This is a genomic window from Variovorax sp. Soil_C_26, from assembly GCF_057657075.1.
Genome location: NZ_JBDGJC010000004.1, coordinates 137687 through 164666, shown reverse-complemented (window position 1 = coordinate 164666; position 26980 = coordinate 137687). Strand labels below are relative to the sequence as shown.

The 26980-nt window shown below is 68.2% G+C and carries 30 protein-coding genes; 21 read left to right on the top strand and 9 right to left on the bottom strand.

Annotated elements, in window-relative coordinates; genetic code table 11:
• Positions 1–18: 18 nt before the first annotated feature.
• Positions 19–1152, bottom strand: coding sequence for an SMP-30/gluconolactonase/LRE family protein (locus AC3A6G_RS13480; protein WP_487873882.1), 1134 nt, complete (start codon positions 1150–1152; stop codon positions 19–21).
• Positions 1153–1285: 133 nt separating this feature from the next.
• Between AC3A6G_RS13480 and AC3A6G_RS13475 the strand changes: the two genes are divergently transcribed.
• From AC3A6G_RS13475 to AC3A6G_RS13450, 6 genes are all read left to right on the top strand, one after another.
• Positions 1286–1570, top strand: a complete 285-nt coding sequence (locus tag AC3A6G_RS13475; RefSeq protein ID WP_487873881.1) for a YlcI/YnfO family protein — start codon at positions 1286–1288, stop codon at positions 1568–1570.
• Positions 1567–1887: a type II toxin-antitoxin system RelE/ParE family toxin gene (locus tag AC3A6G_RS13470; RefSeq protein WP_487873880.1), complete on the top strand. Its 321-nt coding sequence runs from the start codon at positions 1567–1569 to the stop codon at positions 1885–1887. Before AC3A6G_RS13475 ends, AC3A6G_RS13470 begins: the two co-directional genes overlap by 4 nt.
• A 105-nt stretch (positions 1888–1992) precedes the next feature.
• Complete coding sequence (locus AC3A6G_RS13465) at positions 1993–2730, top strand: competence protein CoiA (RefSeq protein ID WP_487873879.1); 738 nt, start codon at positions 1993–1995, stop codon at positions 2728–2730.
• Between the two features lie 494 nt (positions 2731–3224).
• Positions 3225–3506 (top strand): iron uptake protein, encoded by a 282-nt coding sequence (locus AC3A6G_RS13460; protein WP_487860412.1) that lies wholly within the window; start codon positions 3225–3227, stop codon positions 3504–3506.
• A gap of 33 nt (positions 3507–3539) precedes the next feature.
• The gene (locus AC3A6G_RS13455; RefSeq protein ID WP_487873878.1) at positions 3540–5237 is read left to right on the top strand and encodes a PepSY-associated TM helix domain-containing protein; all 1698 of its coding nucleotides are present in this window, start codon (positions 3540–3542) and stop codon (positions 5235–5237) included.
• Positions 5230–5550, top strand: a complete 321-nt coding sequence (locus AC3A6G_RS13450; protein WP_487873877.1) for a DUF3325 family protein — start codon at positions 5230–5232, stop codon at positions 5548–5550. Before AC3A6G_RS13455 ends, AC3A6G_RS13450 begins: the two co-directional genes overlap by 8 nt.
• Before the next feature lie 20 nt (positions 5551–5570).
• On the opposite strand, the gene AC3A6G_RS13445 is transcribed toward AC3A6G_RS13450, so the two are convergent.
• Positions 5571–6404, bottom strand: a complete 834-nt coding sequence (locus AC3A6G_RS13445; protein WP_487864791.1) for an IclR family transcriptional regulator — start codon at positions 6402–6404, stop codon at positions 5571–5573.
• Positions 6405–6539: 135 nt separating this feature from the next.
• On the opposite strand from AC3A6G_RS13445, the gene AC3A6G_RS13440 reads away from it, so the two are divergent.
• The 15 genes from AC3A6G_RS13440 to AC3A6G_RS13370 all read left to right on the top strand — a co-directional run bounded on the left by AC3A6G_RS13440 (position 6540) and on the right by AC3A6G_RS13370 (position 21207).
• Entirely contained in the window at positions 6540–8270 is a 1731-nt protein-coding gene (locus AC3A6G_RS13440) for an FAD-dependent oxidoreductase (protein WP_487873876.1), read from the top strand.
• Complete coding sequence (locus AC3A6G_RS13435) at positions 8267–9043, top strand: SDR family NAD(P)-dependent oxidoreductase (RefSeq protein ID WP_487873875.1); 777 nt, start codon at positions 8267–8269, stop codon at positions 9041–9043. Before AC3A6G_RS13440 ends, AC3A6G_RS13435 begins: the two co-directional genes overlap by 4 nt.
• A gap of 28 nt (positions 9044–9071) precedes the next feature.
• Positions 9072–10268: an ABC transporter substrate-binding protein gene (locus tag AC3A6G_RS13430; protein WP_487873874.1), complete on the top strand. Its 1197-nt coding sequence runs from the start codon at positions 9072–9074 to the stop codon at positions 10266–10268.
• Between the two features lie 60 nt (positions 10269–10328).
• On the top strand, positions 10329–11252 hold the full coding sequence (locus AC3A6G_RS13425; protein WP_487860419.1) for a branched-chain amino acid ABC transporter permease: 924 nt from the start codon (positions 10329–10331) through the stop codon (positions 11250–11252).
• A complete protein-coding gene (locus AC3A6G_RS13420) occupies positions 11249–13042 on the top strand; it encodes a branched-chain amino acid ABC transporter ATP-binding protein/permease (RefSeq protein ID WP_487873873.1) in 1794 nt (597 codons plus the stop codon). Before AC3A6G_RS13425 ends, AC3A6G_RS13420 begins: the two co-directional genes overlap by 4 nt.
• Before the next feature lie 10 nt (positions 13043–13052).
• Complete coding sequence (locus AC3A6G_RS13415) at positions 13053–13763, top strand: ABC transporter ATP-binding protein (protein ID WP_487873872.1); 711 nt, start codon at positions 13053–13055, stop codon at positions 13761–13763.
• Between the two features lie 36 nt (positions 13764–13799).
• The gene (locus tag AC3A6G_RS13410; RefSeq protein WP_487873871.1) at positions 13800–14765 is read left to right on the top strand and encodes an MBL fold metallo-hydrolase; all 966 of its coding nucleotides are present in this window, start codon (positions 13800–13802) and stop codon (positions 14763–14765) included.
• A complete protein-coding gene (locus tag AC3A6G_RS13405; protein WP_487873870.1) occupies positions 14762–15955 on the top strand; it encodes an NADH:flavin oxidoreductase/NADH oxidase in 1194 nt (397 codons plus the stop codon). The genes AC3A6G_RS13410 and AC3A6G_RS13405 overlap by 4 nt, the downstream gene beginning before the upstream one ends.
• Positions 15952–16650 carry an EthD domain-containing protein gene (locus AC3A6G_RS13400; protein ID WP_487873869.1) on the top strand — a complete coding sequence of 233 codons (699 nt, stop codon included), beginning with the start codon at positions 15952–15954 and terminating at the stop codon, positions 16648–16650. Before AC3A6G_RS13405 ends, AC3A6G_RS13400 begins: the two co-directional genes overlap by 4 nt.
• A gap of 298 nt (positions 16651–16948) precedes the next feature.
• On the top strand, positions 16949–17758 hold the full coding sequence (blaOXA, locus tag AC3A6G_RS13395; RefSeq protein ID WP_487874004.1) for a class D beta-lactamase: 810 nt from the start codon (positions 16949–16951) through the stop codon (positions 17756–17758).
• A gap of 42 nt (positions 17759–17800) precedes the next feature.
• Positions 17801–18067, top strand: coding sequence for a glyoxalase superfamily protein (locus AC3A6G_RS13390; RefSeq protein WP_487873868.1), 267 nt, complete (start codon positions 17801–17803; stop codon positions 18065–18067).
• A gap of 47 nt (positions 18068–18114) precedes the next feature.
• The gene (locus AC3A6G_RS13385; RefSeq protein ID WP_487873867.1) at positions 18115–18369 is read left to right on the top strand and encodes a hypothetical protein; all 255 of its coding nucleotides are present in this window, start codon (positions 18115–18117) and stop codon (positions 18367–18369) included.
• A gap of 104 nt (positions 18370–18473) precedes the next feature.
• Positions 18474–19811, top strand: a complete 1338-nt coding sequence (locus tag AC3A6G_RS13380; protein ID WP_487864781.1) for a glycosyltransferase family 2 protein — start codon at positions 18474–18476, stop codon at positions 19809–19811.
• A complete protein-coding gene (locus tag AC3A6G_RS13375) occupies positions 19808–20770 on the top strand; it encodes a hypothetical protein (RefSeq protein WP_487860428.1) in 963 nt (320 codons plus the stop codon). The genes AC3A6G_RS13380 and AC3A6G_RS13375 overlap by 4 nt, the downstream gene beginning before the upstream one ends.
• Before the next feature lie 17 nt (positions 20771–20787).
• Positions 20788–21207 carry a BLUF domain-containing protein gene (locus AC3A6G_RS13370; protein WP_487873866.1) on the top strand — a complete coding sequence of 140 codons (420 nt, stop codon included), beginning with the start codon at positions 20788–20790 and terminating at the stop codon, positions 21205–21207.
• A 15-nt stretch (positions 21208–21222) separates the two neighbouring features.
• Here AC3A6G_RS13370 and AC3A6G_RS13365 read toward each other — a convergent pair whose 3' ends face one another.
• From AC3A6G_RS13365 to AC3A6G_RS13335, 7 genes are all read right to left on the bottom strand, one after another.
• On the bottom strand, positions 21223–21663 hold the full coding sequence (locus AC3A6G_RS13365) for an ester cyclase (protein ID WP_487860430.1): 441 nt from the start codon (positions 21661–21663) through the stop codon (positions 21223–21225).
• A 12-nt stretch (positions 21664–21675) separates the two neighbouring features.
• Positions 21676–22227 carry a VOC family protein gene (locus AC3A6G_RS13360; RefSeq protein ID WP_487873865.1) on the bottom strand — a complete coding sequence of 184 codons (552 nt, stop codon included), beginning with the start codon at positions 22225–22227 and terminating at the stop codon, positions 21676–21678.
• Between the two features lie 33 nt (positions 22228–22260).
• Positions 22261–23031 (bottom strand): SDR family NAD(P)-dependent oxidoreductase, encoded by a 771-nt coding sequence (locus AC3A6G_RS13355; protein ID WP_487873864.1) that lies wholly within the window; start codon positions 23029–23031, stop codon positions 22261–22263.
• Positions 23024–23998, bottom strand: coding sequence for a Bug family tripartite tricarboxylate transporter substrate binding protein (locus AC3A6G_RS13350; RefSeq protein ID WP_487873863.1), 975 nt, complete (start codon positions 23996–23998; stop codon positions 23024–23026). Before AC3A6G_RS13350 ends, AC3A6G_RS13355 begins: the two co-directional genes overlap by 8 nt.
• A gap of 33 nt (positions 23999–24031) precedes the next feature.
• A complete protein-coding gene (locus AC3A6G_RS13345; RefSeq protein ID WP_487873862.1) occupies positions 24032–24820 on the bottom strand; it encodes an SDR family NAD(P)-dependent oxidoreductase in 789 nt (262 codons plus the stop codon).
• The gene (locus AC3A6G_RS13340) at positions 24817–25881 is read right to left on the bottom strand and encodes a LacI family DNA-binding transcriptional regulator (protein ID WP_487873861.1); all 1065 of its coding nucleotides are present in this window, start codon (positions 25879–25881) and stop codon (positions 24817–24819) included. Before AC3A6G_RS13340 ends, AC3A6G_RS13345 begins: the two co-directional genes overlap by 4 nt.
• A 194-nt stretch (positions 25882–26075) precedes the next feature.
• Complete coding sequence (locus AC3A6G_RS13335) at positions 26076–26954, bottom strand: TauD/TfdA dioxygenase family protein (protein WP_487860436.1); 879 nt, start codon at positions 26952–26954, stop codon at positions 26076–26078.
• Positions 26955–26980 lie beyond the last annotated feature (26 nt).

The following is a 26980-nucleotide window of genomic DNA, read 5'->3' as shown; positions in this document are numbered from 1 at the left end:
GAGAAGGCGCGCGCTGGCTCAGGACGGCGCTGCGCCCTGCGTCGCCGTATAGACCGCGTAGAGCGACTGGCTCGCGGCCATGAAGAGGCGGTTGCGCTTGGGGCCACCGAAGCACAGGTTGCCGCAGACCTCGGGCAGGCGGATGCGCCCGATGAGCCGGCCTTGCGGGTTCCACACCGTCACGCCGCTGTAGCCGAGGTTGCGCCCGGCATTGCTCGAGCACCAGAGGTTGCCGTCGACGTCGGCGCGCACGCCGTCGGGGGCGCATTTCACGCCGTCGACCATGAAGTCGCTGAACCGCTGCCCGCCGCCCAGGCGGTTTTCCGCGCCGACGTCGAACACGTACATGTCTCCCTTGCCGCCCGCGATGGTGTCGCCCGGCCCCTGGCCGGTGCTCACGATGTAGAGCTTCTTGAAGTCGGGCGAGAAGCACAGGCCGTTCGGGTCGGGCACGATGTCCTCGCCGGCCACCTGCGCGAGCGTGCCGTTCTTGTCGAGGCGGTAGACGGCGGTCGGCAGCTCGCGCTTGTACGCGCCGATCTCGGGCGGCTGGCCCAGCCGCGGGTTGAGCCGGCCCGAACGGTTTGCGGGCCCGCCCGGCGCATCGACCGCGCCTTCATAGAGCTGCGCGCCGTAGGGCGGGTCGGTGAACCAGTAGCTGCCGTCGGGATGCGCCACCACGTCGTTCGGCGAATTGAGCCGCTTGCCGTTGAAGTGCGAGGCCAGCACCGTGGCCGAGCCGTCGAGCTCATAGCGCACCAGCCGGCGCGTGAGGTGCTCGCACGAGAGTTGCCGGCCCTGGAAGTCGAAGCTGTTGCCATTGCTGTTGTTCGACGGCGAGCGGAACACGCTCACATGCCCGTCGTCCTCGCTCCAGCGCAGCTGGCGGTTGTTCGGAATGTCGCTCCACACCAGGAAGCGGCCCACCCCGTTCCAGGCCGGCCCTTCGGACCACAGCGCACCGGTCCACAGCCGCTGGATCGGTGCGTTCGGCTGGCGCAGCGCGTCGAACGCCGGGTCGACCGTGAGCACGTCGGGGTCGGTGAAGTAGGTGGTCGGCGCACCGTTCGGGCCGAAGTCGCGCGGCGGCTGCGTGATGGTGCTCGGCGGCGAGGGGCGATGCGGTTTCGAATCGAGTGCTTCCGTTTTCATGTCTCACTTCATGGCGTGGGGGTGAAAGATGCAGCGAACCGAGGGATCGAAAAAGCGGTGGATGCTACGCGTTGTCGATGCGTGTCACCATCGTGGCTGACGCCACGCATCGCATCTGCGATACAATTTTCAGATGAAGACTGCAACGCTTCCTTCTTTGAGAGTCGAACCCGCATTCCGGGCCGAGGTCGAGTCGGTCCTGACGGAAGGCGAGACTTTGTCGGAGTTCGTCGAGGCGGCGGTCCGTGACGGGGTTCAGCGGCGCCGCATCCAAGATGCCTTCATCGCCCGGGGCTTGCAAAGTCGCGATCATGCTCGGCAGAATGATGACTATGTCAGTGCAGATGCAGTTCTGCAGGGCTTACAGCGCAGCCTGGACATCGCGCGGAGCGCGACATCGCGCAGCTTGAAAAAGTGACGTTCCGGGTTCGCTTCACGCGCCATGCCCAGGGCGATCTTCAGCGGCTCTTCAATTTCATTCTCGAAAGAGAAGCAGCCCGCCCTGGAGGTGGAGACTTCATGCTGGCAGAGAGTGCCCTGGCCGCGATCCACGCAGGCATGGAGACGCTCAAGAGCTCACCCTTCACCTGCAGGAAGGCCATCAACAGTCCGTTCTTGCGTGAGTTGGTGATTTCTTTCGGACATTCAGGCTATGTGGCATTGTTCGAGATCGCCGATGCTTCAACCATCGACGTGCTTGCGATTCGTCATCAGCTTGAAGATGACTACCACTGAGCCCAGTGAATGCGGGGCCATGTAGCGCACGAGGCGCAGCAATAGCGACGAATACTCGAACATCCGAAGCCTCCTGTGCTCACAGCCCTTCGCCAATCCGACGGAATGAAGCTGGTGGCGCGCGACGCCGAGCGGCCTGACGCGCCCTTTCTCTGCGCCGCCTGCGCTGCTGAGATGACGCTGCGCAAGGGCCCCATTCGCATCCACCATTTCGCGCACAAGGCGCCGACATCCTGCCGGGCCGCGGCGGGCGAGACCGAAGACCATCTGCTCGTGAAGCTCGCCATCCACGACGCGCTACGCGGGGAGGCCAACGTCAGCGGCGTCGAGCTGGAGAAGCGGCTGCGCGGTGCGATCGCCGACATCTTCGCGCTCATCTCCGGCGTTCCCGTGGCCATCGAGGTGCAGCGCAGCGTGCTGGGCATCGCGGACATCGAGGCGCGCACCGCCGCCTACCATCGCCTCGGCATCGCCGTGGTCTGGGCGCTGCCCGAAGGCCGGCTGGACTTCGACCGGTACAGCCCTGCGGCCTGGGAGCGTTGGTGTCACGCGGCGTACTTCGGGCGGGTTTACTACTGGCAGCAAGGGCAGCTTCTGCGGCCCATTCGCTTTGCGCCGTTCGCGCTGCACGTGCCGCAGCAGACATGGCGCAGGGCGGGGCGCGAACTCACGGCCGGCGGCTATGACCGGCGCTCCAAGCTCTGGATCACGCCGATGGCGGGCAGGCCGGTGCGGCTGTCGGCCGACTTTCAGCGGCGCGTCCGGCCGGCATGGGCCGGCGGCAAGCTGGCGATCCCGGACTGCACGCTCTTCGTCGACCGGCAGCCGAACTGGTGGGCGTAGGGCGCATCGCGCGCCGCGCTCGCCGGGTTCACAGGCTGCTCACCAAGTCCTGAACTCTTCCCCGAACACGCCGATGCGTTCGACGAGATCGTTTTGTGCAGCGATCCAGTCCTTGTATGTCTTGTCGAATTCTCCCTTGTGCAGGGACCGCGATTTCTTCAGCGCCAAAGCCTCGAGTTCGGCGAAGCGCAGCCGAAACGATGACCGCGACCGTGCGATCGTTCTTTATGACGTGCACGGGCTCGCGCTCGGCTTGGAGGAGGTAGTGGCCGAACCGCTTCCCGACTTCCGTGGCACTGATCTGCATGGGTGAACTCCTCAATCGGTGGGCTATTTTTAGCAATTCAGCAGGACCTCGCCGCGCCAAAGTCGCCCGCGACATCCTCCGCTCCGCAGGGACATCCACCGCCAAGCCACCTCGGCGCCCTACAATATGAATGCGACTCGCTCGCATTCTCTTCGACCACCCCTTTCAGCGCATTCCGATTTTCAAGATGACGCCCTTGCACATTGCATCGCGCGTGGCCGCCAGCCTGCTCGGCGGCTACGCATTCGTCTGGGGCTTCGTCACTCTGGGCATCGCCTTGCTCCTCGCGACGGGCGTGGGCTATGAAGATGCCCGACTGATGTGCAACCTGCTGGCGTTCCTGGTGTTCCTGGCCTGCTTCTGCTGGGCCTTTGCAGCGGCCAGCCTGGCGCGCGTGTGGGGCGTGCTGGCGGGCGGGGGCGCGCTGATGACCGGCGCGGCCTGGCTGCTGCTCGGCGCCTCCCGCTGAGCGAGCGAGCAAGAGAAAGAAAGAGAAGAAGTCATGTTCCAGTCCTTCCGCCTGTCGATGGCCTGGCTGCACACCTGGTTCGGCCTGGTGCTCGGCTACGTGCTGATGATCGCGTTCTTCTTCGGCTCGCTGTCGGTCTTCGACCGCGAGATCGACCGCTGGGCGATTCCCGAGACGCGCTTCGAGCCGCAGGTGATGCCCTCGTTCGACCGCATGCTCGAACCGATCTTCAAGACCATCGGCCCCGACGACGACGAGCTCGAAGCGGCGCGCGCACGCGTGGGCGGCCCGCTGCCGAAGGACATGCCGCTGATGAACTGGAGCGCCTACACCACGCACCGCGACCCGGTGCTGCAGATGTTCGCCGAGTACGCGGTCACCAACAACCCGGACGACCCCGACGACCACGTGCACGGGCACGTCACGATCGATCCGCGCAACGGCGCCGTGCTGCCGCACGACCAGCTGAAGATCGGCAGCCAGTTCTTCTATCCGCTGCACTACAGCCTGCACATCGAGTGGAAATCGGTCGGCTACTGGATCGTCGGCCTGGCCGCGCTGGTGATGCTCGCGGCGCTGGTCAGCGGCGTGGTCATGCACCGCAAGTTCTTCCGCGAATTCTTCACCTTCCGGCCCGGCAAGCATGTGCGGCGCAGCATGCTCGACCTGCACAACCTGACCGGCGTGGTCGCGCTTCCGTTCCATTTCATCTTCGCGCTGTCGGGCCTGACGATCTTTGCTGGCATTTACCTGCCGGTGTCCGAGACCATGCTCAAGCCCGAGGCGCAGGCGCATGCGATGGCCGACGCCAAGGCCAAGGGCCTGGCCTTCAAGCCCGCGGGCGTGGCCGCGCCCATGGCCTCGGTCGATGCGATGGTGGTCGAGGCCAAGCGGCGCTGGGCTGCGCGCGACATGCCCGGCGAGGTCGGCTTCCTGCACATCAGCCACGTCGGCGACGCCAACGGCTACGTCAGCATCTACCGCGCCGGCAGCGACCGCGTCGCGCTGGTGGGGCAGGCGGTGCACTTCGAGGCGCCCACGGGCAAGGTCATCCTCGAGGAACCGCCGCCTACGCCGGTGGCCAGCATCAACAACTTCCTGACCGGGCTGCACCTGCAGCACTTCGAGCACTGGCTGCTGCGCTGGTTCTACGTGCTGGGCGGCCTGCTGGGCTGCGCGTGCATCGCCACCGGTTTCTTCTTCTTCGTCGAGAAGCGCAAGGCGCAGCATGCGAAGCAGGGCAGCCGCGCGGTGCGCTGTGTCGATGCGCTGGCGGTGACCACGGTCACGGGCATGGTGGTCGCGGCCCTCGTGATGCTGGTGGCCAACCGCGTGCTCCCCACCGACCTCGCGCACCGCGGCGACTGGGAGAAGTGGGCCTTCTGGGGCAGCTGGATGCTGGCCTTCGCGCATGCCGCCTGGCGCAGCGCGCCCGTGGCCGAGGCCCGGCTCGCGCCGGCCTGGCGCGAGCAGTGCTGGGCCATCGCCGTGCTGGCGCTCGCGGCCGTGGCGCTGAACTGGATCACCACCGGCGACCACCTGGGCAAGACCCTGGCGCAGGGCTACTGGCCCGTGGCCGGGTTCGACCTGGCGCTGCTGGTGAGCGCGGGCCTAGCGGTGCTGGCCGCGCTGCGGCTGCGCCGGCGCGAGCGGCAGGGCGTGGTGGCACCCACGGGCGGCGGCGGCTCGCTCAGGCCGGTGCCGATGGCGGAGGCCGACCGCCATGGCTGAGGCCTTGCTGCTGATCGCCGCCGTGCTCGCCAATTTCGCGGGCATGGCCTGGCTGGCGCTGGCGATGGAGGCGCATTGGGAGCAGGTGCGCGGCAGCACCGCGAGGCTGCGCGCGGGAACTGCGGCAACCATGCGCCTCGCGGCCGTGGTCGCGATCGCCACGGCGTTCGTGCTCTGCCTGCGCGCGGACCATCCGACGATGGCGGTGCTGGTGTGGATCATGACGCTGACCGGCGCAGCCGTGACGGTGGCCCTTGCGCTGGCCTGGCGTCCCGCGGTGCTGGCGCCGATGGTGGCGTGGGTGCGGCGTTGAGCCGCGCCTGACGCGCCCGGCTACCCCACCCGCAACGGCTGGTGCCCCAGCCGCTTCGACACCTCGACCCCGCAGGCCTTCACCGCCTGCGCCTGCGTGCCGTTCCAGTCGGTGTCGAACGAGCGTGAGCGCCCCATCAGCGTGATGCCGAGCACGATGTTCCCCGAATAGTCGAACACCGGCGCCGCGAACGAGCAGACGCCCGGGGTGGGGTTGTTCACGGTGCGCGAGACGCGGTGCTTGCGCACTTCGGCGAGCATGTCCTGCAGGTTGTCGGCGCCCACGGGCGCGGCGATGTCGGGCCCGAGGCGGCGCTCGTCCTCGAGCAGCGATTCCTCGATCAGCTTGGCCGGCAGGTAGGCCGCGAACAGCCGTCCGGTGGCCGTGCCCGCGAGCGACATCACGGTGCCGGTGCGGATGTTGGTGTGCAGCGGATAGATCGCGTCGAACAGAAACACGATCGTCGGCCCCTGGTTGCCCCACACCGACAGCGCCACGCTGTGGCCGGTCTCGCGGGCCAGGTTCTCGGCAAATGGCGTGGCCTCGCGCACCGGGTTGAGCATGCGCAGCGTCACGAGTCCGAGCTGCATCGCGGTCGGGCCGAGCCAGTAATAACCGGTCGACGACTCCTGCGTCACCAGCCCGAGCTTCGAAAAGCTCACCAGATACGGATGGGCCTTGCCCGGCGCCATGTCGGCGGCCTTGGCCAGTTCCCGAAGCGGCATCGGCCGGCCGTGCGCGCCGAGCGCCAGCAGCAGTTGGCCGCCGGCCTCGATCGACTGGATGCCGCGCCGCTCCTTCTCTGCGCTCGCGTCGTTGCTCTCGCTGTCGCTGATGTCGGCGGATGGGCCCATGTGTGTCTCCTAATTTTTCGATTCTATCTAGCCAGTTAGTTCAGGGTAAATCATTAGATAGAACAAGATGCGTTAGCACCATACTAACGATGATGGATCGCCAGGTGCGATCCGCATGGCAAGGAGAGATGGTCAATGAGTGAGCAGCAAGCAGCGTACGACGTGCTGGTGGTCGGCACCGGTGCGTCGGGCATGTCGGCCGCGGTCACGGCGGCGCACCACGGGCTCAAGGTGCTGGTGGTCGACAAGGCGCCGGTCTACGGCGGCACCACCGCGCGCTCGGGCGGCTGGCTGTGGATTCCGGGCACGCGGCTCGCAAGGGAGCAGGGCATCCACGAGGCGCTGGGCGCCGCGCGCGCCTACCTGCAGCACGAAGCGACCACGCATTTCGATGCGGCGCGGGTCGACGCCTTCCTCGCGCACGGGCCGGAGGCGATCGATTTCTTCACCGACAAGACCTGCGTGCAGTTCGACATGCCGCCGGTCTTTCCCGACTACCACGCCGAAGCGCCGGGCGGCCAGCAGGCGGGCCGGTCGATGGTCACCCGCCCCTTCGATGCGCGCGAGCTCGGCGCCCGTGTGAAGCAGCTCGCGCCGCCGGTGCCCGAGCTGACCGTGTTCGGAATGATGTTGGGCTCGGGCAAGGAGCTCTGGCACTTCCTGCGCGCGTTCAAGTCGCTCGAGTCGTTCTGGTATGTGGCCAAGCGCTTCGGCGGCCACCTGCTCGACGTGCTGCGGCATGGCCGCGGCATGACGCTGACCAATGGCAACGCACTCGCGGGCCGGCTCGCGAAGGCCGGCATGGACCTGGGCATTCCGGTGTGGCTCGATGCGCCCGTGGAGCGGCTGATCGTCGAAGGCGACGCGGTGGTCGGCGCCACCGTGCTGCGCGAGGGCCGGCCGGTCGAGGTGCGCGCGCGCCGCGGCGTGGTGCTGGCTTGCGGCGGCTTTCCTTATGACGTCGAACGCCGCAAGGCGCTGTTCCCCCATGCGCCCACCGGCCGCGAGCACTACACGCCGTCGCCCGCGCTCAACACCGGCGACGGGCTGCGCCTCGGCGAATCGGTCGGCGGCTGGGTCGACGCCACGATCCCGAACGCGGCGGCTTGGTGCCCCACGTCGGTCACGCGGCGCAAGGACGGCTCCGAAGGCGTCATGCCGCACTTCATCGACCGCGCCAAGCCCGGCGTGATCGCGGTGACGCAGAACGGCCGCCGTTTCACCAACGAAGCGCTCTCGTACCACGACTTCGTGCAGCACCTCGTGAAGGCCTGCGCGGGCGCGGCCGAGGTGAGCTGCTGGCTCGTTTGCGACCACAAGCACCTGCGCCAGTACGGCATGGGCTGCGTGGCGCCGTTCCCGCTGCCGATCGGCCGGCACCTGCGCAGCGGCTACCTGAAGCGCGGGCAGACGCTGGCGGAACTCGCGCGCGCCATCGGCGTGCCGCACGCCGCGCTGCAGGAAGAGGTCGAGTGCTTCAACCGCGATGCGGCCCAGGGCACCGACACCAAGTTCGCCAAGGGCAGCACGGCCTACAACCGCTTCCAGGGCGATTCGCTGGTCGCGCCCAACCCCTGCATGGCGCCGATCCAGCAGGGGCCCTACTACGCGATCAAGATCGTGGTCGGCGAGATCGGCACCTTCGCAGGGCTCGCGACCAATGCCGCCTGTCAGGTGCTCACGCAGGCCGGCGCGCCGGTCGCGGGGCTCTATGCGGTCGGCAACGACGCCGCCAGCATCATGGGCGGCAACTACCCGGGCGCCGGCATCACGCTGGGCCCCGCGCTCACCTTCGGCTACATCGTCGGCCAGACGCTCGCGGGCCAGCTGCAGCAACCGCAGCCCGCAAGGATTTCGCACCCATGAACATTTCCGAACAGATCGCACCGCACGTGCTCGGCGGCCGCACCGCACTCGTCACCGGCGCAGGGCAGGGCAACGGCCGGGCCATCGCCATGGGGCTCGCCGCGGCCGGCGCGCGCGTGGTGGTGACGGACCTGAACGAGGACAACGCAAGCGCCGTTGCGGCCGAGATCGAGGCCGCGGGCGCCAGGGCCTTCGCGTACCAGCTCGACGTGACCTCGCCCGAGGCCTGCCGCGCGCTCGCGCGCACGGTGGCCGCCGAGGTGGGCGCGATCGACGTGCTCGTCAACAACGCCGGCATCATCATCCGCGAAGGGCTCGACAGCCCCGAGGCGGCCGCCAACCTCGCGCGCACGCTCGACGTGAACGTGATGGGCAGCTTCCATCCGCTGCAGGCGTGGCTCGAAGCGCTGCGCCGAAGCAAGGGCGTGGTCATCAACGTGGCGTCGATCGCCTCGAGCGCCGGCATTCCCAACGCGGTGGGCTATTCGCCCTCGAAGGGCGCGGTCAAGCTCATGACGCAGGCGCTCGCGGTCGAGCTCGCGAAGGACGGCATCCGCGTCAACGCGATCGCGCCCGGCGTGATCGACACGCCGATGACCTCCTACACGCGCGAAGCGCCCGAGCGGCTCGACCGGTTCATGCAGCGCACGCCGATGGCGCGCGTGGGCCAGCCCGAAGAGCTCGTCGGCCCGGTCGTGTTCCTCGCGTCGGAAATGGCCAGCTACGTGACCGGCGTGACGCTGCCCGTGGACGGCGGCTTCCTCGCTTCCTGATCCTCAAAAACCACAAGGAGACACAGCCATGCGCATTCCCAAGTTCTTCCAGCGTGCGGTGCTCGCCGCCGGGCTCGTTGCCGCTGCGGCGGCCAGCGCGCAAGACATCAAGCTGGGCTACAACGGCGACCTGTCCGCTTCGCCCTCGGCGCAGAGCGGCCAGGCCGCGGTGCTCGGCATGGAGGCGGCGATCGCCGACATCAATGCCGCGGGCGGCGTGCTCGGCCGGAAGCTCGCGCTGGTCACGCGTGACGACACCTCGGCGCCGCCCAAGTCGATCCAGAACATGAGCGAACTGGTCGACAACGAGAAGGTCGCGGCCGTGTTCGGCCCGACCAACTCGGGCAACGCCATGGCCTGGAAGCACATCGCCAACCAGAAGAATATCCCGGTCATCGGCAACGTGGGTTCGGGCACGGACATCACCAAGCCCATGAGTGCCGGCGCCGACAACTACATGTTCCGCGTCTCGATGGTCGACCGCGAGCAGGTCGCGGCGCTGATGGCCTACGTGAAGAAGAACACCGCGCAGTCGAAGGTGGTCGGCCTCATGGCCGAGACCACGGGCTACGGCCAGGGCGGCCTGAAGGACATGGAGGAGATCGCCAAGCTCCAGGGCATCAAGGTGGCCGCGACCGAGCGCTTCGGCGTCGGCGACACCGACATGACCTCGCAGCTCGGCAAGATGAAGTCGGCCAACGTCGACACGGTCGTGGTCTGGGCGCAGGGCACGCCGATCGCGCAGCTGGTGCGCAGCATGGAGAAGATCAACTACTTCCCGCTGGTGCTGACCTCGTGGGCGGCGGACAACATCACCTTCTACGACGCGGCGGGCAAGGCGCTGGCCGAGAAGCCGATCTTCATGCGCACCGTCAGCGAGACGCGCACCCCGGCGCAGCAGAAGCTGTTCGAGCGCATCGGTTCGAAGCTCAAGGCGCCCGGCTCGTTCTCGTTCGCGCTGCACGGCTACGACTCGGTCATGCTGTACGCCGCGGCCGCGAAGCAGGCCAACAGCATCGAGGGCTCGGCGGTGCGCCTCGCGCTCGAAGACCTGAAGGCGCCGGTGCAGGGCGTGCTCAAGACCTACGACAAGCCCTTCAGCAAGACCAACCACGAGGCGCTCACCGCCAAGGACCTGGTGTGGATCCGCTGGAAGGACGGCAAGCTGCTGTCCTATACCGACCCGATCATCGGCGCGCTCTCGGCGGCCGACTTCAAGCAGTAAGCACAGCAGCAACCGCAGCGCGCCCGCCGGGCGGGCCGCGCCAACCATCTCGGAGGCAACATGGCAGAGGCACTCTTGCAGGCCATCCTCAGCGGCCTGTCCGTGGGCGGTGCCTACGCGCTGGTGGCGCTGGGTTTCAGCATCACCTTCACTACCACCAAGACGCTGAACTTCTCGCACGGGGAGTTCGTGTCCGCGGGCGCCTTCGTCGGCATGAGCGCGCTGTTCCTGGTGCTGGGGCTGCCGATCGGCTCCACCACCTTCGGCTCGGCGCTGCCCGGCGCCGGCGCGCAGCTGCTCGCGCTGGTGGCGGCGCTGGTGGTCATGGGGCTGCTCGGCTGGCTGCTGTACCTGGTGGGCGTGCGGCCGTTCGCGGGCCGCCCCGGCATGGCGTGGGTCATGAGCACGCTGGGCTTCGGCGTGATCCTGCAGAGCATCGGGCTCGCGATCTGGGGGCCCAAGCCGGTGGTGGTGCCGGGGCCGGTGGGCGACGGCGTGATCCGGTTCCTGGGCATCGGCGTGCGGCCGCAGGAGCTGCTCACGCTCGCCGTCGCGGTGGTGATCATGATCGTGTTCGACCGCGTCATGAACCGCACGATGATCGGCAAGGCCATGCGCGCGGTCGCGGCCAATGGCAACGTCGCGAGCCTGATGGGCATCAACACCAACGCGGTGATGATCGGCGCCTTCGTCGTCAGTTCAGCGCTCGCGGGACTGTCGGGCTTCCTGCTCGCGCCGATCGCGCAGGCCTCGCTCTTCATGGGGCTCACCGTCGGGCTCAAGGGTTTCTCGGGCGCGATGATCGGCGGGCTGAGCAATCCGCGCGGCTGCGTGATCGGGGGCTTCGCGCTCGGCGTGATCGAGTCGCTGGTCAACCTCTGGCAGGCGCAGTGGCGCGAGGTGGCGGTGTTCGCGCTCGTCATCCTGGTGCTCGCGTTCCGGCCCACGGGCCTGTTCGGCAAGCCGATGGTGGAAAAGGTATGAAGCAGGCCCAGCATCTTGCCGGCGTGGCGCTGGTGGTGGCCGGCGTGATCGGCGCCACCTCGCTGTTCGGCAACGACTATTACCTGCGCATCGTCTTCATGATGTGCGTCTACTACCTGTGCGCGGCGGGCATGAACGTGCTGGTCGGCTATGCGGGCCAGAAGTCGCTCGGTCAGGCGGGGCTCTTCGCGGCCGGCGCCTATGCGGTCGCGCTGCTGACCACGCGCACCGAGATGAGCCCGTGGCTCGCGCTCGTCGCGGCGGCGGTGATCTCGGGCGTCTGCGGCGTGCTGATCGCGCTGCCGTCGCTGCGCGTCAAGGGCCCGTACCTCGCGATGGTGACGCTCGCCTTCGGCATCGTGGTCGAGAAGCTCGTCGGCGAATGGACCGAGGTGTTCGGCGGCGCGCAGGGCATCTACGGCATCCGGCCGATCACCTGGAACGGCCAGCCGCTCACGACGCTGCAGTGGGTCTGGTTCGCGGTGGTGCTGTGCGCGCTCGCGCACCTGCTGCTGCGCAACCTGCTGCAGGGCCGCTTCGGGCGCGCGCTTCTCTCGCTTCAGGCCGACGAGATCGCGTCGTCGTCGGTGGGCGTGCGTGTCTACCGCGCCAAGGTCATGGCCTTCGTGGTCGCGGCCGTCACCTGCGGCATCGCAGGCGCGCTGGTGGCGCAGCAAAACCAATACATCAATTCCGACTTCATCACCTTCCACCTGTCGATCTTCATCCTGCTGCTGGTGCTGTTCGGCGGCGCGGGCTCGATGTACGGGCCGCTGGTGGGCACGGTCGTCCTCACGGCCGTCGACGCGATGCTCTCGCGCTGGCCCTCGGCGCAGCATTTCCTCTATGGCTTCTTGTTGTTGTTCGCGCTCTACGTGATGCCCGGCGGCGTGACCGGCGTGCTGGCGCCGTGGTTCCGGTGGCGCCCGAAGGGCAGGGCCGCCGCGGCATCGAATCGCCCGGCGCATGCAGCCACGCGCATCGGGCCCGATGCGCACGGCGACCTGCTGGTGGTCGAGGGTGTGACCAAGGCCTATGGCGGCGTGAAGCCGGCGCAGGACGTGTCGTTCCGGCTCCAGCGCGGCCACATCCATGCGCTGATCGGCCCCAACGGCGCGGGCAAGAGCACCATGATCAACATGCTGACCGGCGTGGTCGTGCCGACCGCGGGCTCGATCCGCTTCCTCGGCGAGGAGATCGCCGGGCGCCCCGCGCATGCGATCTGCAGCATGGGCATGGGGCGCACCTTCCAGAACCTGCGCCTGTTCGCCGACCTTTCGGTGCTCGACAACGTGATGCTCGGCCGCCACAGCCGCATGGCGAACGGTTTTCTCTCGTCGCTCGTCGCCCTGCCGGGCGCGAGAAGGCAGGAAACCGCGACGCGCGAACGCGCGCTGCAGCTGCTCGAACTGGTCGACCTCGCGCCGCTCGCGCACCAGCCGGCCGGCAGCCTGCCGTACGGCCTGCAGCGGCGCGTCGAACTCGCGCGCGCGCTGGCGACCGAGCCGCAGCTGCTGCTGCTCGACGAGCCCGCGGCCGGCCTCAATCCGCAGGAGACCGCCGAACTCGGCCAGCTGCTGCTGCGCATCGGCCGCTGCGGCGTGAGCATCCTGATGGTCGAGCACCACATGGACCTCGTGATGTCGGTCTCGGACCATGTGATCGTGCTCGACTACGGCATCAAGATCGCCGAGGGCAAGCCGGCCGAAGTGCAATGCAACCCGCGCGTCGTCGAGGCCTACCTCGGCGTGGACGACGAGACCGAGCCGGCCCCGGCGGTCGTGGCCTGAGGAAGCGCCCATGTTGAAACTCGAATCCGTCAAGGTCTCGTACGGCGCGATCGAAGCCGTCAAGGGCGTGAGCCTCGAAGTGCGCGCCGGCGAGGTGGTCACGATCATCGGCGCCAACGGCGCGGGCAAGAGCACGCTGCTCAAGAGCATCGTCGGCCTCGAGCCCGTGGCCGGTGGCCGCATCCTCATCGACGGCCAGGACTGCACGCGCGTGCCGGCGCACCGGCGCGTGGGCCTCGGCGTGGCGATGTCGCCCGAGGGCCGCGGCGTCTTCGCCGACCAGACCGTGCGCGAGAACCTGCTGCTCGGCGCCTATACGCGCCGGCGCGATCCGGCCGCGGTCGAGGCCGCGATCGAGCGCGAGTTCGACCGCTTCCCGCGGCTGCGCGAGCGGCAGCACCAGCTGTCGGGCACGCTCTCGGGCGGCGAGCAGCAGATGCTCGCGATCGCACGCGCGCTCATGAGCGAGCCGCGGCTGCTGCTGCTCGACGAGCCGTCGCTGGGGCTCGCGCCGCTGATCATCAAGGACATCTTCGCGGCGATCCGCCAGCTGCGCGAGTCCGGCCTGACCATCCTGCTCGTCGAGCAGATGGCCCGGCAGGCGCTCGGCGTGGCCGACCGGGCCTACGTGCTCGAGACCGGGCGCATCACGCTCGAAGGCTCGGGCTGCGTGCTGCTCAACGACCCCAAGGTCAAGGCGGCCTACCTCGGCGCGCACTGACCCGCATCCCACCAGACACCCACAGGAGCCCCATTCATGACCACCGAAACCAAGAAGTTCGCCAGCCAGGCCGACATGGAGGAGAAGAAGGTCACCTTCAGCCAGATCTCCGAACACGCCTGGGCCTACACGGCTGAGGGCGACCCCAACACCGGCATCGTGATCGGCGACGACTGCGTGCTGGTGGCCGACACCCAGGCCACGCCCGCGATGGCGGCCGACGTGATCCGGCGCATCCGCGAAGTGACCGACAAGCCCATCCGATACGTGGTGCTCACGCACTACCACGCGGTGCGCGTGCTCGGCGCGAGCGCCTACGGCGCGCAACAGGTCATCGCGAGCCAGGACACCTACGACCTCATCGTCGAGCGCGGCGAACAGGACAAGGCCAGCGAGATCGGCCGTTTCCCGCGCCTGTTCAGCAACGTCGAGACGGTGCCGCCCGGCATGACCTGGCCGACGATGACCTTCACCGGCAAGATGACGCTGTGGCTGGGCAAGCTCGAAGTGCAGCTGCTGCAGCTGGGCCGCGGCCACACCAAGGGCGACACGGTCGTCTGGCTGCCCGAGGAGCGTGCACTGCTGTCGGGCGACCTGGTGGAGTTCGGCGCCACGCCCTATGCGGGCGACGCGTACTTCAAGGACTGGCCGCAGACGCTAGACAACCTCGCGGCGCTCAAGCCTGCGGCGCTGGTGCCGGGCCGCGGCGCGGCGCTTACCACGCCCGCCGACGTGGCCAAGGGCCTGCAGGAGACGCGCAGCTTCATCGCCGACGTGTATGCGAGCGTGCAGCAGGGCGTCGCGGCCGGCAAGGACCTGAACGCCGTCTACAAGGACACCTATGCCGCGCTCAAGCCCAAGTACGGCCACTGGGTCATCTTCGACCACTGCATGCCCTTCGACGTGACGCGCTGCTACGACGAAGCCACGCAGTACGCCGACCCGCGCATCTGGACCGCCGAGCGCGACATCGAGATGTGGAAGGCGCTGGAGGGCCAGTGACGCCGGCCGCACCGCTGCTGTTCCAGCCGCTGCAGCTGCGCGGGCTGGCGCTCCGCAACCGCGTCGTCATCTCGCCCATGTGCCAGCACGCGGCCGAGGCCGGGCGGGCCACGGCCTGGCACCTGGTGCACCTCGGCAAGTTCGCGCTCGGCGGCGCCGGGCTGATCCTGACCGAAAGCACGGCGGTCGATCCGCGCGGCCGCATCGGCACCGCCGACCTCGGGCTCTGGAACGACGGCCACATCGCGCCGCTCAAGGCGGTGGTCGATTTCGTCCATGCGAATGGCGGCGCGATCGGGGTGCAGCTTGCGCACGCCGGGCGCAAGGCCGGCAGCCAGCCACTCTGGGAGGGCGGCGCCGCGCTCGGCGAGGCGCAGTTGCAAGGCGATGCCGAACCCTGGCAACGGCTCGGGCCCAGCGCGCTGCCGGCCGGCCCCGGCTGGTCGGCGCCCGTGGCGATGGACGCGCGCGCCATCGAGGAAGCCATCGCCCGTTTCGTCGACGCGGCCGCGCGCGCCGAGCAGGCCGGATTCGACGTGGTCGAGCTGCATTTCGGGCATGGCTACCTCGTCGCGAGCTTCCTCTCGCCGAATTCGAACCAGCGCACCGACGAATGGGGCGGCAGCCTCGCGGGCCGCATGAAGCTCGCGCTCGAGACCGCGCGGCGCGTGCGCGCGGCGTGGCCGGCGCACAAGCCGCTGTTCTGCCGGCTCTCGGCGGTCGATGGCAGCGAGGGCGGCTGGTCGCTCGACGATTCGGTGGTGCTCGCGCGCGAACTGGCGGCGCTCGGCGTCGACGTCATCGACTGCTCCTCGGGCGGCCTCACCGAGGAAACGCGCGCGCTGCCGGTGCCGCGCGGGCTTGGCTTCCAGGTGCCGTTCTCGGCGCGCATCCGGCGCGATGCGGGCGTGAAGACCCAGGCGGTCGGCATGATCGTGGACGCGCAGCAGGCCGAGGCGGTGCTGCAGCAGGGCCAGGCCGACCTGGTCGCGCTCGGGCGCGAGGCGCTGTTCGATCCGTACTGGGCGCACCACGCGGCCGCGGCGCTCGGGCTCGACCCCGAATTCCGGCGCTGGCCCGAGCGCCATGGCGTCTGGCTCGCCAAGCGCGCGCCCGGCCTTGCGCGCGCCCGCGCCGCAGCCGCCGCCGCCGATGCGGCATCTCCAACGAACCAAAGGCCGAACCCATGAACGTGCGAATGGGGCTGATCCGCAAGAAGGCGGACTGGACGCAGGAAGACTTCGATGCCCACTGGCGCGACCGCCACGGCCCGCTGGCCGCGCGCGTGCCGGGCCTGCGCGCCTATTGGCAGAACACGGTCGTCGAGCGGCTCCAGCGCGGCATCGACTTTCCGCGCGGGCCGTGGGATTTCGACGGCTTCTCGCAACTGTGGCTCGACGATGCGAGCAACGCCGCGCGCCCGTTCGCCGAAGGCGAGACCGCGGCCCGGCTCGTGGCCGACGAGCAGCACTTTCTCGGCGACCTGCACATCGTGGGCGCGCAGACCGCGGTGGTGATTGCGCCGCCCGCGCCGGCCGTGCGCGCGCGGTTGCTCAAGCGCATGTCGATCCTCGAGCGGCTGCCGGGTCTCGACGAAGCGACCTTCCGCCGCGAATGGCAGCGCCACGGCGAGCTGGTGCGCAGGATGCCCGGCGTGAGCGGCTACCGGCAGAACACCGTCGTGGCACGCGAGCGCACGAAGGGGCAACCCTGCAGCCGCGACGACCTGCCGATCGACGGCATCGTCGAGCTGTGGTTCGAGGACGCGGCCACGCTGCAGGCCGCCTTCGCCTCGCCGGCGGGCCGCGACACGATGGCGCATGCGAAGACCTTCCTCGGCGAGATCACCGCGTTCCTCGTCACTGAGCGCGCAATCCTTCCGTGACAAAGCTGGCAAATACGGCGGAACGCCAACGAACCTTGGTGTCTGACCCCCGGAAACCATCCTCCAATTGCGCCGCTGGCCCCATCCGACTTTCGCGTAGCGCGCCGTTGAACTTTCGCAAGTCTCGATTTCAAGCCATTGGATCCACGCGTGCGTCGCGCCTTTGCATCGACCTGTGGGCCCTCGCCCAAAGCAGAAGTAGCTGGGCGCCGAAAGCAGACGCTGAGGTCCTCGAGTGTTCGGTGCTCGAAGCTGCCCGTTGAGCGAAACTCCCGCTCCTGATGTTTTGGGTTCGAAAATGCGCACAGCTGTAGTAACCGTTCTCACCCCGCTTGTGCTGCTCGCAACATTCACGTCATCCGCCAGCCCAATGTGTACCCTGATTGTGGACGCGGTGACCGGCAACCCAGTCGTCAGGAGCGGCACAGGCTGCGACACGCGTGTAACGCCTGCGTCGACGTTCAAGCTCGCGATCAGCGCGATGGGATTTGACTCTGGGATCCTGGTGGAGGCGGAAAAGCCGTCGTGGCCGTACCGTACTGGATACCCGGACTGGGCTGGAGACGCCTGGAGGCGGGACATCAACCCGACCACATGGATTGAAAATTCCGTGTTTTGGTACTCGCAGCAGGTGGTGAAGGAGTTGGGGCAGGCCCGCTTCGAGAGATACGTGAAATCCTTCGGCTATGGCAATGCCGACGTAACGGCAGTTTCGGTTCTGAATCCGGGAAGCAACGGCGTTTGGGTGATGTCGTCGCTGCAGATCTCACCCGCTGAGCAGGTCGCGTTCCTGCGAAAGCTCGTCAACAGCCAGCTTCCAATAAGCGCTCACGCATTGAAGATGACCGCGCGTATCACCCTGGAGAGCCGGCACTGGGATGGCTGGAGCGTTCACGGGAAAACTGGCACCGGCTCACCGGGAAGAGACAACCGATACCGGGCGGATCAAGCGTATGGCTGGTACGTGGGCTGGGCCACGAATGGTGCGCAGTCCCTGGTGTTCGCCCACCTGATTCAGGACAAAAGAGCGCGATCCCCAAACGCCGGCATTCGTGCTCGCGAACAACTACTGCAACAACTGTCTACGGTGATCAATCCCAGCCGCTGATGCTAGGCTTTGGAGCGGGACAACCAAAAGGAAACAACGCCAATGGAGCAACATCGCTTTGGGCCTGCGCTGCCACCGTACCTCGTGTCGCACGCCGGCCGTGTGCAGCACTTGGCTGAACACCACAGGGGCGGCTGCGGCGGTGTGTCCTGCGCATTCGGGATCGCTAGCTTGCATGCCGGGCTGACAGCCAAGCAGTACGGCCATGCGCGTCCTGGCATCAAGGACACGGGGTGGGGAACACATGAGGTGACGGTGCGGCATTCCTACGGGAATCGGCTGATCTGTGGCAACGCATTGCGAACGTGACGGGCCGTCCGAATGCCCCGAGCCACCGACGGTCATGGCTACAGTCGATGGCAGCCCTCGTCGTCGCGGCCTTGATCGGCTGGGGTTGCCTTATTGGAGCCACCGAAGTGGTGGAAAGCGTGCGCACCGGGGTGCTCAACAACCGCAAAGGACCTGAGATCGTTGCCGTCGAGCAGCCTGTCCTTTATTGGGGCCTGATCGGCTTCTACACGGCGGCAACCCTGACCGCCGCCGGCTTAGCGCTTTTCGTCCTGGCCATTGCCGTGCGCGATCTGATTGGTGCAAGAGGCCCTGATCGATGAGGCTGCGCAACGTGGCACGCATACCACGGAGTTAGGCTTGGAAGTGTAAACAAATGCCTTAAAAATCGGCGATGGCGTTACATTCTCGTGCTCACGAGGACACCATGACCGACGCGCATCACGGCAGGCCACGATCGAGGCTCTACCTGCCCGTCGTCGCCAAATTCTTCATCGCACTGGCAGGCGCCAGCGCCTGGGCGGCTTTCTCCATCTGGGCGGCGGCCCACTGGCTGGCCGACCTGCGGCAGTACGTCGGCATCGTGGTCGCGGTGTTCCTGGTCTACGGCATCGCCGTGATCCCGGGCTTCATGAATGCGTTCCTCGCGATCAGCCTGATGCTCGACCGCCGGCCCGTGCGCCGGCCGCTCACGGCCTATCCGCCGATCTCGATCCTGGTGGCGGCCTACAACGAGGAAGCCTCGATCGAGGAAACGCTCGTCAGCATCGACCGGCAGGGCTACCCCGGCGAGTTGCAGGTCATCGTCATCAACGACGGTTCGAAGGACGGCACCGCGCAGGTGGTGCGCGCCGCCGAGGCGCGCTTTCCGTGGCTCACCTTCGTCGACCTGCAACAGAACGGCGGCAAGGCACGCGCGCTGAACATCGGCTTCAAGGCAGTGCGCCACGACCTCGTCATCACGGTCGATGCGGACTCGTTCCTCTACCGCGGCGCACTGGTCAACATCGTCGAGCGCTACCGCGCCGACCCGCCCAACACCCGCGCGGTGGCGGGCAAGATCCTGGTGCGCAACTCGCGGCTCAACTGGCTCACGCGCTGCCAGGAATGGGACTACTTCCACGGCATCGCCTCGATCAAGCGCGTGCAGTCGCTGTTCCAGGGCACGCTGGTGGCGCAAGGTGCCTTCTCGATCTACGACCGCGCCGCGCTGGCCGAGGTGGGCGGCTGGCCCGAGTGCGTGGGCGAGGACATCGTGCTCACCTGGGCGCTGCTCAAGGCCGGCTACCGCATCGGCCACTGCGAGGACGCCTGCCTGTTCACCAACGTGCCCACCACGGTCGGGCAGCTCGTCAAGCAGCGCCAGCGCTGGGCGCGCGGCATGGCCGAAGCTTTCGTGCAGCACCCCGGCATCCTGCTGCAGCCGCGGCTCTCGACCTTCTTCATCTACTGGAACGTGTTCTTCCCATGGCTCGACGTGGCATTCACCATCGGCTTCATCCCCGGCGTGGTGTTCGCGCTGTTCGGCTACTACTGGATCGTCGGGCCGATGACGCTGGCGCTGCTGCCCGCCGCCTTCGCACTGAGCTTCCTGATGTTCTCGATCGAGCGCCGGATGTTCAGGAGCACGGGCCTCGTGGTGCGGCGGAATTTTGGGGGGTTCTTCATCTACGTGCTGCTCTACAGCTTTTTGCTGCAACCCGCGAGCGCCCTGGGCTACCTGGACGAACTTTTGAGAAAGCCCAAATCGTGGGGAACGAAATGACCGGCGTCGCACGCGTCGTGGCCGGCGCCTTGTCGGGTTTCTGCATGGCACTGGCCGCGCCCAGCTGGGCCGAGGAGGCGCCGAAGCCCGCCGGTGAGCGCTCGGGCATGGCCTATGGCAGCGAGGTGTACCTGACCCACGACAGCGACAACTTCCAGTCGCGCCGCGTGTCGGCCGAATTCTTCCCGGCCTTCGCGCATGCCGACCGCTACCTGGGCTTCCGGCTCGGCGAATACCAGTACCGGCAGGACAACTGGCGCAGGAACGGGCAGAAGGTCTCGTTCCTCGCGCGCTCGGTCGAGACCCGCACCGCCGACGGCGGCGTGATCGAGGCCGGTCTGTTCCGCCAGGGCGGGCACACGCTGCTCACGCTCGACGGCAGCTACCGCATTTCGCCCACGAAGAGCACCGCGGTCGAATTCATCGTGAACCGCGACTGGGTCGAGACGCCCCGCGCGCTCGACCGCGGCGTCGACTTCTCGATCGTCGGCGTGGCCGTCGACCAGGGCATCGGCAGCCATGTCACGCTGGTGGGCCTGCTCGGGCAGCAGTACTTCTCGGACGGCAACCGGCGCGACCTCGGCCGCTTCCGCGTGATCTACCAGCCCTCGCTCGACCTGGGCCTGACGCTGCAGGCGCGCTATCGCACCTACCGCAGCACGCACGAGGACGTCGATCGCGCCTACTTCAACCCCAAGAGCTACAGCGAGGCGATGCTCGCGGTGGGCTGGCGCTACCGTTTCCAGGGCTGGACGGCCGCCGTCACCGCGGGCCTCGGCAACGAGAAGATCAACCACGACGTGAGCCAGCCGACGCGGCTTTTGGACATCAACCTGCAAAGCCCGGTGCGGGGCTCGCAGGTGTTCCGCTTCAGTGCCGGCTACAGCCGCAGCACCAGCTTCTCGGGCCCCAGCTACCAGTACCGGTACCTGCGCGGCGAATGGGTGATCCTCTTCTGATCTGCCGCCGACCTCCGATGCTCGCCCGCCTCATCTATGCCAGCAAGGCCATCGCCTTCCGTGCCGCCGACCTGGCCGACATCCTCGAGATTTCGCGCACCGACAATAAAAAAGCGGGCATCACCGGTGCGCTGGGCCTGCTCGACGGCGTGTACCTGCAGTACCTCGAGGGCGACAATGCGGCGCTCGAGGCGCTGTACGCAAGGATCCAGGTCGACCTGCGCCACCAGGCGCCGGTCGTGCTCGACCGCACCTTCATTGCAGTGCGTGCGTTTCCCGAATGGTCCATGGCGCTGCTGCGCTGGGACGAGCGCATGCGGGCCGTTGCCCGGCGGCACGGCCTCGATCCCTCGCAATCGCCCTACGACATCGCGCCGGCCGCCGTTGCGCCGTTCTTCCGCGCACTCACCGCCACGCCGAACTGGGTGGCGCTGTAGGCGGGCGCACGCGGCTCATTCGAGCCCGAGCGCGCGCAGCTTCGCATCGGCGGCCGAGTAGGGCCTCTCGCACACGATCTTGTCGGAGCCCGGCGCGAACTCGAAGCTCGCGGCCATGCGGATGCGAAAGCGGCGGCCCGTGGCCTCGTACACCTTGCCCTCGGCCTGCAGCGGCCCCAGGTGCGTGCCGCTGAGCCAGAACTCGACCAGCACCGTGTCGTGGTCCGCCGCGATCGCGATGATCTCGTTGGCGAGGTCGGGGAAGGGCGTGCGCGAGCTCTCGAAATAGCCGCGCACTTCTGCCTCGCCGTCGAACACCGCGCCGCTGCCGTGCATCTCGTAGCGCGGGTGCGCGAAGGTGGCGATCACCGCATCCCACTCCTGGGTGCATTCGAGCGCCATGTGGTCGCGCACGGTCTTGATTCTTGCCGCCTGCAGCATGGCTGGGGTCTCCACGTGGTGTTCTCCTCAAGGATTGGAAATGGGTGCGCCAATGCGGCGGATCGGCTCGGTGCGGCCGTCCCAGCCCTCGGCCGCGCGCCGGATCTCGCGAAAGTAGTCGCCCTTGCCGCCGGCCATCTCCGAGATCTCGAACATGCCGCTCGGCAGCGCCGGATGCACGAAGTACGCGAAGCGCCCGCGTGCGCCCATGCGCCCGCTGTGGCCCTCGACGTAGCCCATCGACAGCAGCTGCCGCACGGCATCGTCGAAGCCGTCGTCGGTCCACCAGGCGAGGTGCTGCGCGCCTTCGCCGCCGCGCCGCAGCGAGTCGAGGTAGAGCGAGGGCGCATCGTCGCGCTGCTGGATCAGTTCGATCTGCAGGTCGCCGGAATTGGCCAACGCGATCGAGAGCTTCGGCAGCCGCGACGGCTTGCCGTAGTAGTTGAACTCGGTCGTGCCGACGTCTTCCTTGTAGAACCAGGGGCCCACGCCCAGCGTGCGCGACCAATGGGCCATCGCTTGCTCGATGTCGCTGACGACGTAGCCGACCTGGCGCACGCTGCCGAAAAGTTTGCTCATGATGAAGTCGATCCTTGAAAGCGTGCGCGCCGGTCAGCGCATGTAGGCGCCGCCGTTGACGTCGAGTGTGGCCCCGGTCATGAACGACGACAGGTCCGAGGCCAGGTAGAGGCACGCACCCGCGATGTCCTCGGGCGTGCCGACGCGCCCGAGCGGAAAGCCCTTGCCCAACTCGTGCTTGCGCTCGTCGGAGGTCGCGCCGCGCGAGAAGTCGGTCATCACCAGCCCGGGCGTCACCGCGTTCGCGCGCACGCCGTCGGGGCCGAGTTCGCGCGCCATGGCGCGCATCAGGCCCAGCACGCCCGCCTTGGCGGCGCAGTAGTGGCTGCCGCCGAACACGCCGCCGCCCTGTTGCGCCGACATCGACGAGATGCAGACGATCGAGCCGCTGCGCTGCGCGCGCATCGCCGGAATCACGCACTGCGACATCTGCAGCGTGCCGCGCAGCGCGATCGACACGACCGTGTCGAAATCGTCGGCCGTCACGTCGAGCACCGCGCGCTTCTGCGTGACCGCGGCGTTGTTCACGAGCACGTCGATGCGGCCCGCCCACTGCAGCACGCGCGCCACCGCCGCCGCGCAGGCCTCGGCATCGCGCACATCGCAGCCGATGCCGATGTGCGCCGCGCCGATCGAATGCGCGGCCGCCCCGGCCTCGCCCTCGTCGAGGTCGAGCAGCGCCACGCGGGCGCCGTGCTGCGCGAAGAGCCGCGCGGTCGCGAGCCCGATGCCGCGCGCGCGTGATGCGCCCGTGACCAGCGCCACGCGCCCGTCCAGCAGCCGGAGCGCCGCGCCCTCATTCATTGCTGATGTTCGCCGCCTTGGCGATCTGCTTCCAGCCTTCGATGTCGGCTGCCGTCATGCTGCGCAACTCGTCGCCGCCCACGTAGGCCGCGGTGATGCCGAGGTCGAGCAGCCGCGCCTTCACGTCGGGCATCTCGACCACCTGCTTGAGCGCCGCCGAGAGCTTGGCGACGATCGGCTTCGGCGTGCCCGCGGGTGCGTACAGCGCCCAGCGCAGCGCGCCCATGTGCTTGCCCGCGAAGTCGATGCCCTCGTCGTCGTAGCTCGACACCTCGGGCAGGCTCGGCGAGCGCGAGGTGCAGGCGGTGATCGCCTTCACCTTGCCCGACTTGACCATCGGCGTGCCCGAGGCCATGTCGACGTAGGCCAGCTTGACGTGGCCGCCCAGCATGTCGGTCTGGATCTGCACCACTGACTTGTAGGGGATGTGGCTCATCTGCGCCTGGGTGCGCAGGTTGAACAGCTCGCCGCAGAAATGGCCGGTCGACGCGATGCCCCAGCTCGCGTACTGCACGCTTCCGGGCGCCTTCTTCGAGAGCGCGACCAGTTCCTTGGCGTTGTTGGCCGGGAAGTCGTTGGTCGCAATGAGCAAGATCGACGCGGTGCCGACCTGGCCGATCGGCGCGAAGTCCTTCACCGAGTCGTACGAGAGCTTGGGATTGCTCGCGGGCAGCAGCACGTGCGTGGTCGCGCCGCCGATGCCGATCGTGTAGCCGTCGGGCGGCGCCTTGGCGACCAAGTCGGTCGCGATCGCGCCGCTCGCGCCGGGCTTGTTGTCCATCACGAACACGCCCTTGACGAGCGGCGCCATCTTGTCGGCGAGCAGCCGCCCGAGCGTGTCGCCGCCGCTGCCCGCGGCCGAGATCAGCACGAAGCGGATCGGCCGTGAGGGATAGTCCGAGGGCGTCTCGGCCCGCGCCGCGAGCGCCAGGCCCGCGAGCGCCGCTGCAATCCAGATCTTGCGCATGGTGATGTCTCCTTGTTGTAGATGTGATGGGACCTAGAGCGACAGCCCGCCGTCGACCACCAGCTCGAGGCCGGTGACGTAGCTCGATTCGTCGCAGGCGAGGTAGAGCGCCGCATTCGCCACGTCCCAGGCCGAGCCCTGGCGGCCCATGGGGCAGCGCGCGTTGCGCATCTCGCGGCCGGCGCGCGCCGCTTCGTCGCCCTCGAACAAGGCCGCGGCATGCGGCGTGTCGATCAGCCCCGGCACGATCACGTTGCAGCGCACCTGGTGCTGCGCGTACTGCCGCGCCACCACGCGCGTCATGTGGTTGAGCGCCGCCTTCGAGGTGCTGTACGACAGGAACTGCATCGGGCTCCACTTGCGGCTCGCGATCGACGAGATGTTGATGATCGAGCCGCCGCCCTGGCGGATCATGTGCGGCACCACCTCGCGCGCCGTGAGCATCGGGCCCTTGAGGTTGATCGCATGCACGCGGTCCCAGGAGTCCTCGGTCACTTCGAGCAGTTCGCCGAATTCCTCCACGCCCACGTTGTGGTGCAGCACGTCGATGCGGCCGAAGCGCTCGATGCAGTGGCGCACCATGGCCGCGATCTGCGCGCTGCTGCGCACGTCGGCCTCGAAAGGCTCCGCGATGCCGCCGCCGTCGCGCACCAGTCGCACCGTGGCCGCCGCGGTCTCTGGCGACCGGTCGGCGCAGACCACCTTCGCGCCTTCGCGCGCGAAGGTGAGGGCCGCGGCCGCACCGTTGCTGATGCCCTCGCCGATCGAGCCGGCGCCGACCACGATCGCCACCTTGCCGTGCAGGCGCTGCTCGGTCGTCATGTCGCGCCGGCTTTCCGTGCGGTAGCCGAGGTCTTGGCGCGAGCCGCGGGCTTCGCAGCGGGCCCGCACGATTCGCGCAGCACCATCTGCGTGGTCAGCAGGATGCGCTCCTGCTCGAGCGGCGCCGTGCTGTCGAGGCGGCGCAGCAGCAGTTCGGCCACGGCCGTGCCGACCGCCTCGAGGTCCCAGGTCAGCGAGGTGATGGCCGGGCTGAACAGCTGCGACAGGTCGGTGTCGCCGATGCTGACCACGCTCACGTCGTCGGGCACCACGCGGCCCGCATGGCGCAGCGCCTGCAGCACGCCCGAGAGGATGCGCGTGCCCAGGCACAAAAAGGCGGTGGGCGAAGCAGGCGCGCCGAGCAGCGCGAGCGCCTCGCTGAAGGCGAAGTCCATCGCCGACTTCTCGGCCCGGATCAGCTTCGGGTCAGGCTGCAGGCCGCGTTCGGCAAAGGCGTCGCGGTAGCCCGCGATGCGCTCTCGCCCGGGGCGCAGCACGCTGCCCGGCGTCAGCAGCGCGATGCGCGTGTGGCCCAGGTTCAGCAGGTAGCGCGTGGCCTGCAGCGCGCCGTGGTAGTGGTCGACGTGCACGCCCGCGTTCTCGCCCTGGAAGTCGCGGTCGAGCGCCACCACCGGGCCGTCGGCCGCGAGCAGGTCGAGGTAGGCCGGCGTCTCGGCATGGCAGGGGCCGAGGATCAACCCGTCAACGCGGCGGCGCCGGAACAGATCGATCAGCACCTTCTCGCGCTCTCCGTCGTTGTGCGTGCTCGCCACCAGCAGCGTGTAGCCCGCCGTCAACAGGCGCGACTCGACGGCCGTGATGATCCGTGCGTAGAGCGGATTGGCGAGGTCGGACACGATGAGCCCGACCACGCCGGTGGAGCGCGTGCGCATGCTCTGCGCCACCGCGTCGGGGGTGTAGCCGAGATCGCGCGCCGCCTTGGTGACCGCCGCGATCGCCTGCTCGCTCACGCGCCCGGTGCGGTTGAGCGCGCGCGAGGCGGTGCCGATCGCTACGCCCGCGGCCCGCGCGACCTCGCGGATGGTGACCTTGGCCTTCATGCGCGCACCGCCTGCTGCGCCGACGATGCGGAAAGGAGAAGAGAAAAAGAAAAGAGTGCGGCAGCGAACATGGCCGCAGTGTGCGGCATGTTGTGGAAACGTTTCTATACGCAATAACCCTGACTGGCTTGTCCGAGTTATGTCGATCAGCTAGAAACGGTTCCACCGCCCACCGCACGGCGGCCGGCCGGCCTTCAGGCGGCGGCAGGCACCGTCGACGGCACGTCTTCTGTCGTCGTGCGGCGCAGTTCGCGGCGCTCGGCGATGTCGTAGCGCCGACCGCGGTGCAGCGTGCTGCGGTTGTCCCACATCACGAGGTCGCCGACGCGCCATTCGTGGCTGTAGACGCGCTCGCGCTGGGTCGCATGCTCGAGCAGGTCCAGCAGGTAGATGCGGCCTTCGGCGATGGGCCAGCCGACGATCTCGCGCGCATGAACGCCCACGAAGAGCAGCTTGCGGCCCGAGCCCGGATGCGTTTCCACCAGCGGCCAGACGGCCGGCGGGATCGCCTTCTTCTGCGCGTCGGTGTAGGCATCGTCGCCGAGCAGCAGCCGCGTGTGCAGCGCGTAGTGCTCGGCGCGCAGATCCGCGATCTCGCGCTGGGTGCGCTCGGGCAGCGTGTCGTAGGCCGCGCGCAGGTCGGCGAACTCGGTGGTGCCGCCCCAGCTCGGCAGCACCAGCGCATGCAGCATCGAGTAGGCGGCGCGCGGGTTCTGGAACGAGCTGTCGCTGTGCCACAGCTGGTTGGCAAAGTTCGACAGGTTCTTCGGCGAATCGCGGCGCGCCACGTTGCCTTCGGCGTCGACGTTGGAGATGTCGATCAGCCGCTCGTCCTCGAGTCGCTCGGGCCGGCGGAACACCTTCTTGAGCCCGAGGTCGAGCGGGCCGAAGGCCTTCGCGAAGTCGAGCTGCTGTTGGCCCGAGAGCGGGCAGTCGCGCCAAACCAGCACGGCGTATTCGTCCATGGCGGCGCGGATGTCGTCGATCTCCGACTGGCCGAGCGGGCGGGCGATGTCGATGCCGCTGGCCTCGGCGGCGAAGACCGGGTGAAGGGGCTTGAGTTGCAGTGTCATGGAGTTCGGATGACGTTCTTCGGAGG

Bases quoted from the DNA above. Each gene is read 5' to 3' on its own strand.
- AC3A6G_RS13480 (WP_487873882.1), bottom strand. From the start codon at position 1,152: ATGAAAACGGAAGCACTCGATTCGAAACCGCATCGCCCCTCGCCGCCG.
- AC3A6G_RS13475 (WP_487873881.1), top strand. From the start codon at position 1,286: ATGAAGACTGCAACGCTTCCTTCTTTGAGAGTCGAACCCGCATTCCGG.
- AC3A6G_RS13465 (WP_487873879.1), top strand. From the start codon at position 1,993: ATGAAGCTGGTGGCGCGCGACGCCGAGCGGCCTGACGCGCCCTTTCTC.
- AC3A6G_RS13460 (WP_487860412.1), top strand. From the start codon at position 3,225: ATGACGCCCTTGCACATTGCATCGCGCGTGGCCGCCAGCCTGCTCGGC.
- AC3A6G_RS13455 (WP_487873878.1), top strand. From the start codon at position 3,540: ATGTTCCAGTCCTTCCGCCTGTCGATGGCCTGGCTGCACACCTGGTTC.
- AC3A6G_RS13450 (WP_487873877.1), top strand. From the start codon at position 5,230: ATGGCTGAGGCCTTGCTGCTGATCGCCGCCGTGCTCGCCAATTTCGCG.
- AC3A6G_RS13445 (WP_487864791.1), bottom strand. From the start codon at position 6,404: ATGGGCCCATCCGCCGACATCAGCGACAGCGAGAGCAACGACGCGAGC.
- AC3A6G_RS13440 (WP_487873876.1), top strand. From the start codon at position 6,540: ATGAGTGAGCAGCAAGCAGCGTACGACGTGCTGGTGGTCGGCACCGGT.
- AC3A6G_RS13435 (WP_487873875.1), top strand. From the start codon at position 8,267: ATGAACATTTCCGAACAGATCGCACCGCACGTGCTCGGCGGCCGCACC.
- AC3A6G_RS13430 (WP_487873874.1), top strand. From the start codon at position 9,072: ATGCGCATTCCCAAGTTCTTCCAGCGTGCGGTGCTCGCCGCCGGGCTC.
- AC3A6G_RS13425 (WP_487860419.1), top strand. From the start codon at position 10,329: ATGGCAGAGGCACTCTTGCAGGCCATCCTCAGCGGCCTGTCCGTGGGC.
- AC3A6G_RS13420 (WP_487873873.1), top strand. From the start codon at position 11,249: ATGAAGCAGGCCCAGCATCTTGCCGGCGTGGCGCTGGTGGTGGCCGGC.
- AC3A6G_RS13415 (WP_487873872.1), top strand. From the start codon at position 13,053: ATGTTGAAACTCGAATCCGTCAAGGTCTCGTACGGCGCGATCGAAGCC.
- AC3A6G_RS13410 (WP_487873871.1), top strand. From the start codon at position 13,800: ATGACCACCGAAACCAAGAAGTTCGCCAGCCAGGCCGACATGGAGGAG.
- AC3A6G_RS13400 (WP_487873869.1), top strand. From the start codon at position 15,952: ATGAACGTGCGAATGGGGCTGATCCGCAAGAAGGCGGACTGGACGCAG.
- blaOXA (WP_487874004.1), top strand. From the start codon at position 16,949: ATGCGCACAGCTGTAGTAACCGTTCTCACCCCGCTTGTGCTGCTCGCA.
- AC3A6G_RS13390 (WP_487873868.1), top strand. From the start codon at position 17,801: ATGGAGCAACATCGCTTTGGGCCTGCGCTGCCACCGTACCTCGTGTCG.
- AC3A6G_RS13385 (WP_487873867.1), top strand. From the start codon at position 18,115: ATGGCAGCCCTCGTCGTCGCGGCCTTGATCGGCTGGGGTTGCCTTATT.
- AC3A6G_RS13380 (WP_487864781.1), top strand. From the start codon at position 18,474: ATGACCGACGCGCATCACGGCAGGCCACGATCGAGGCTCTACCTGCCC.
- AC3A6G_RS13375 (WP_487860428.1), top strand. From the start codon at position 19,808: ATGACCGGCGTCGCACGCGTCGTGGCCGGCGCCTTGTCGGGTTTCTGC.
- AC3A6G_RS13370 (WP_487873866.1), top strand. From the start codon at position 20,788: ATGCTCGCCCGCCTCATCTATGCCAGCAAGGCCATCGCCTTCCGTGCC.
- AC3A6G_RS13360 (WP_487873865.1), bottom strand. From the start codon at position 22,227: ATGAGCAAACTTTTCGGCAGCGTGCGCCAGGTCGGCTACGTCGTCAGC.
- AC3A6G_RS13355 (WP_487873864.1), bottom strand. From the start codon at position 23,031: ATGAATGAGGGCGCGGCGCTCCGGCTGCTGGACGGGCGCGTGGCGCTG.
- AC3A6G_RS13350 (WP_487873863.1), bottom strand. From the start codon at position 23,998: ATGCGCAAGATCTGGATTGCAGCGGCGCTCGCGGGCCTGGCGCTCGCG.
- AC3A6G_RS13345 (WP_487873862.1), bottom strand. From the start codon at position 24,820: ATGACGACCGAGCAGCGCCTGCACGGCAAGGTGGCGATCGTGGTCGGC.
- AC3A6G_RS13340 (WP_487873861.1), bottom strand. From the start codon at position 25,881: ATGAAGGCCAAGGTCACCATCCGCGAGGTCGCGCGGGCCGCGGGCGTA.
- AC3A6G_RS13335 (WP_487860436.1), bottom strand. From the start codon at position 26,954: ATGACACTGCAACTCAAGCCCCTTCACCCGGTCTTCGCCGCCGAGGCC.